The organism is Pseudomonas avellanae BPIC 631 (genome assembly GCF_000444135.1).
GTDB classification, from domain to species: Bacteria; Pseudomonadota; Gammaproteobacteria; order Pseudomonadales; family Pseudomonadaceae; genus Aquipseudomonas; species Aquipseudomonas avellanae.
The window spans coordinates 1-4,240 of the sequence record NZ_ATDK01000374.1; the positions used below are offsets into that span (position 1 = coordinate 1).

Here is a 4,240-nt window from a genome sequence, read left to right on the forward strand (position 1 = left end):
ATGATGACGGAAATGATGTCCAAGCATCATGAGAGTCCATCCCTAACTCAATAGCCGGGTGTTGCACTCAGCCTCTGAAACCGCCGGTTTTCTGGGCGCCACGTGCTCGCATGGCACGCTGCATTTGAACGAAGAGTTTGTGCACATTGAGCCGCAATGGCTTGATGAGTATCGTTTCACGCCAGTAATTACCGACTTCACTCGCAGTACCCAGCCTATTGTTCGCTATCGGCTGGACGATGTACTGGTCAGGCAACCCGAACCATGCCCATGCGGCCAGCACTCGATGGCCATTGCCCGGATCGAAGGTCGCCGCGATGATCAGTTGTTACTGTCTGATCACCAAGGTCAGATGCAGGTTATTTTTGCTGATCTGTGCAGCCGGGCGATCGCCAATGCGCTGCCGCTGACCAGCGACTATCGACTGATTCAGCTCTCAAAGACCAGGTTGCATCTGATTGCAGACTGTACGCAAACCGAACTTGAGCTTTGCTGCAAAGAGCTTGTCGCATTATTCGCGCAGCAAGGGATCGCTGTTGAGAAACTTGAATGGCAACTGACGGTTCAGGCCGTGATGCCGGCGTTTGACCGAAAAAGGCGGCGTATCGTCCGGCAGGCAGAAGCATGAGCAACCCGGTGATATTCAGGTTGTGGCAGATGCTGCTGGGCTGGGGCTCGGTAGGCCTGATTTATACGCTGACAGATCACCTGCAGCGTGCCGGCCAAATCATGGCGCCCTCTTCGCTCGACCGGATGATTGCGTTCACGCCACACGCGATCTGGCTGTATCTATCGTTTTTCGTGGTTGTTCCGCTGGGCTACTTTCTTACGCCGCTCCACCGGGTACGCTGGCTTTCCCGCTCCATGCGCCTTACGGCCCTGTGCGCCGGGACGATCTATCTGTTGTGGCCCACCACGATGGTCTATCCGGTCGATGAGGGGACGACTCTCAGCTCAATGCTGCTGACAGTCTTGACCTATGTGGACTCTGCCCAGAATTGCCTGCCATCCCTGCACATGGCCTTGATGGTGCTGGCGGTCTGGGGGATCAGCGCTGCAAGGCGTACAGTACGCACTGTCGTGTTCATTTTGTGGGTGGCTGCTATCGCCTATTCGATCCTGCAATTGCGTCGTCACCTGTTTATAGACGTGGCCAGCGGTGCGGCGCTCGCACTTGTAGCAGGCTTGCTTATTGAAGCGTTCGGCCGAAGCAGGCAAGCCACACTCAAGGAGAATCTGTAATGAGCGATCTGGCCATTCCGATTGTGATCATGTTGCTGATGGTGACAGGCGAAGCGGTGATTCTACGGTGGGTGCGACGGCAACCGGTCGATTGGCATGACGTGGTGTTCAACCTGAATTCCGGACACATTGTGCTTTGGCTGTTTCGTGGCCTGGAGGTGGTTTGTTATGGCCTTGTAGCCACCTACCTCAGCCTGGGCCTGCTGGATACCTGGCCGCCGCTGTTGATGTGGGCGTTCGCATTACTTGCCTGGGATTTCTGTTTCTACTGGCTGCACCGACTGCACCATTACTTTGGGGTGCTGTGGGCCGTCCATGTGGTGCATCATCAGGGCGAACACTTCAACCTGTCATTGGGCGTGCGTAACTCGTGGTATTCGTCGCTGACGTCAATTCCGTTCTTTGTTCTGCTGGCGGTGTTGGGTGTACCACTGCATGTGTTTGTAGCCGTGTCGATACTGCATTACTCGATGCAGTTTTTTAACCATAATGCGCCGACACCCAAGCTGGGCCCGCTGGAAAAGATTTTCGTCACTCCGACCCATCATCGTGTGCATCACATCAAAGACAGGGCCTATTCCGATAAGAACTTCGGCGGCACCTTCATTTTCTGGGACAAGCTTTTCGGTACGTTCGCCAGCCTGCCGAATATGCCCTACGCCTACGGAATCGGAGGGCCTCGCTCGTCGGCCAACCCCTTCTGGGCCAGCAATGTGCCGTTCCTGTGCTACCTGCGACTGTCCCTGACACCCAGCAAAAAGAGCGCCCCCACGGCTATCTCAGGTTTTGGTATTTTCAGTGGCGCGCTACTGCTGTTCACGCTGGTCGTGGGCTACATTTATCAGTACGGCTATGGCTACGACGACATCAGTTGGCCGCAGCTCGCGTTATTCAGCTTTCTCGTGCTCGGCTCCGTTGCGCTGGGCGGGATGACTGAAGCGAGGGCTTGGGGATTTCCAGTCTGGCTATTGGTTGGCCTAAGTCTTCCGCTCCTGTTTCTGGGCTATTACGGTTGGGCGCAGACTTACTGGCAATTACCAATGATCGCCCTCGCCCTGCACAGTGCATGGGCAGTCCTGTCTTCTCGCGGTAAAGGCTTATCAGCCGCAAAACCAGTGGAAAAACCTTATGGCTGAATCACTCACGCCCCTGTCATTCCCCGCCGATGGTGAACAGGCATTTCATCACGCGCTCAAGCGCGCGGCACACATCTATCTGGCAGACGACCATCGATATGCCAATACCCGTCAACTGTTGACGGCATTGCTCCTCACCATGCTATGCGGGGCTTTTTACGTCTTGAGCCTGATGCAACCTACTGCATGGGGGTTTGTGGCTGGCTACTCAATATTTGTGCTGACTGGCATGCTGCTCAATGTGATGGTGTTTCACGATGCCACCCACAATACTTTTTTCCGGGCACCTTGGGCCAACAGGCTGGTGGGGCGTCTGATGACACTGCCACTGGGTATCGATCCTGATTATTGGCGTATCAGACATGTGCAGTTTCATCACGCCTACGCCAACGTCGAACATTACGATCTGGACACCGAAGAGAACGGCGTCCTGCGGCAATCACCCTTTCAGGACTGGCGCGGACACATGCGCTATCAACATCTCTACTGGCCATTGATTGCCGCTATATCACTGCCCTATATCGCCTGGATATTTGACTGGTCGGACCGCCTGGGCAAGACGCCGCTCAAGGCAAAAAACATCTTGCCAGGGGGCAAAGGTTGGACGGTGTTTCTGATCAGCAAGGCATGCCATCTGTTGCTGGTATTGGTCGTGCCGTTGATGGTGTCCGAGGGCAGTTGGACAACCGTTCTGCTTGCGTACCTGTCAAGTCAAATGCTGGCTTCGCTTTGGGTGGTCTTTCTGCTGCTCGGCACACACTGGGCGGACGCGGAGTTCTACGAACCTCCCGAAACATCTCTGATGCCCCACGGTTGGTATCGGCATAACTTCTCCACTACTTGTGACTGGCAAACATCACCACGCTGGCTGCACCATGTGTTCGGCGGACTAAACTTTCACCTGACCCATCACCTGTTCCCCGGCTGGGGACATCGGCACTATCCAGCGCTGGCAAACATCATCGCTGAGTTGGCCCCTCAATACGGTATGAACTACCGCTGTATTGACTACCGCGAGTTGCTCAGGCAGCAGCGAAAGTTTCTGCGCGGGATGGGCCATGCACCTCATTCGATGAAAACCATGTAACAAAATCCGAACCAGAAGCTTGATGGCTTCTGGAGTGCATTCACCACGTAGGCCGCACCATTCCAGCAACCCACGACGACCTGATCATTTTCATCGCGGCAAAGACTCATGAATGGCTCGTCAGCCTGTGTGCAGAGTAAGCATTCCTCGATCTGCCAGAGCACCTCTCTATCCAGAGTTCCTCGTCCACGATCCAATGATGCGAACTCATCACTCAGCCCTCAAATCCCTCTACATACAGCGCCTCGTAACGTGCCATCGTGTCGCTGAGCCGCTGCCGCAGATACCCGTTCGCATGCCCCAAGGCTGCCAGGATCTGTGCGGACTCCACCAGATACGACGCTCGTTTGGCCTTCGTCCAGGTAGACGGCGCTGACTGGAGATTGGTGATGCGATCGCACAACTTGACCGACGCTGCTTCTTTGGAGTGGCTGGCTATCCCTGTGAAGTAAAGCGCTTCGGAAAACGGCACGATCAGGTTCTTGCTCAGACACGCCACCGTTGAAGCCACCTCGGCACCAAATGCTTCGGCCAGCTGATCCTGAGTTACTGGCGTGTCTTCGAGCACATCGTGCAGCAACGCAGCAGGCAGCGCGACTTCAAACGCACCCACGGACTCTTCGTGATGGGCAAAGATCAACTCGTTGGCAACCATCGCTACGTGGGTTGCGGATTCCACGACACTTGGACACTCAGCCCACGATCATTTGGACACTCATTCCAAGCTCACTTGGACACCTGCCCCACGTCCACTTGGACAGGCAGTCGGAGCGCA

Annotated in this window: 3 protein-coding genes and 2 pseudogenes; 4 read left to right on the forward strand and 1 reads right to left on the reverse strand. The window is 55.4% G+C overall.

The annotated features are described in order from the left end of the window. Nucleotides 1-79: 79 nt before the first annotated feature. The 4 genes and pseudogenes from DW49_RS0122265 to DW49_RS0122280 all read left to right on the forward strand — a co-directional run. Nucleotides 80-628, forward strand: a pseudogene (locus DW49_RS0122265) (F390 synthetase-related protein); the annotation flags it as partial. Continuing rightward, on the forward strand, nucleotides 625-1,242 hold the full coding sequence (locus DW49_RS0122270; protein WP_005613736.1) for a phosphatase PAP2 family protein: 618 nt from the start codon (nucleotides 625-627) through the stop codon (nucleotides 1,240-1,242). The pseudogene DW49_RS0122265 and the gene DW49_RS0122270, both read left to right, overlap by 4 nt. Continuing rightward, a complete protein-coding gene (locus tag DW49_RS0122275) occupies nucleotides 1,242-2,378 on the forward strand; it encodes a sterol desaturase family protein (protein WP_005613735.1) in 1,137 nt (378 codons plus the stop codon). Before DW49_RS0122270 ends, DW49_RS0122275 begins: the two co-directional genes overlap by 1 nt. After that, complete coding sequence (locus DW49_RS0122280; protein WP_005613733.1) at nucleotides 2,371-3,465, forward strand: fatty acid desaturase family protein; 1,095 nt, start codon at nucleotides 2,371-2,373, stop codon at nucleotides 3,463-3,465. The genes DW49_RS0122275 and DW49_RS0122280 overlap by 8 nt, the downstream gene beginning before the upstream one ends. A 214-nt stretch (nucleotides 3,466-3,679) precedes the next feature. On the opposite strand, the pseudogene DW49_RS0122285 reads toward DW49_RS0122280, so the two are convergent. Then, a pseudogene (locus tag DW49_RS0122285) lies at nucleotides 3,680-4,132 on the reverse strand (HD domain-containing protein); the annotation flags it as partial. Nucleotides 4,133-4,240: the final 108 nt, after the last annotated feature.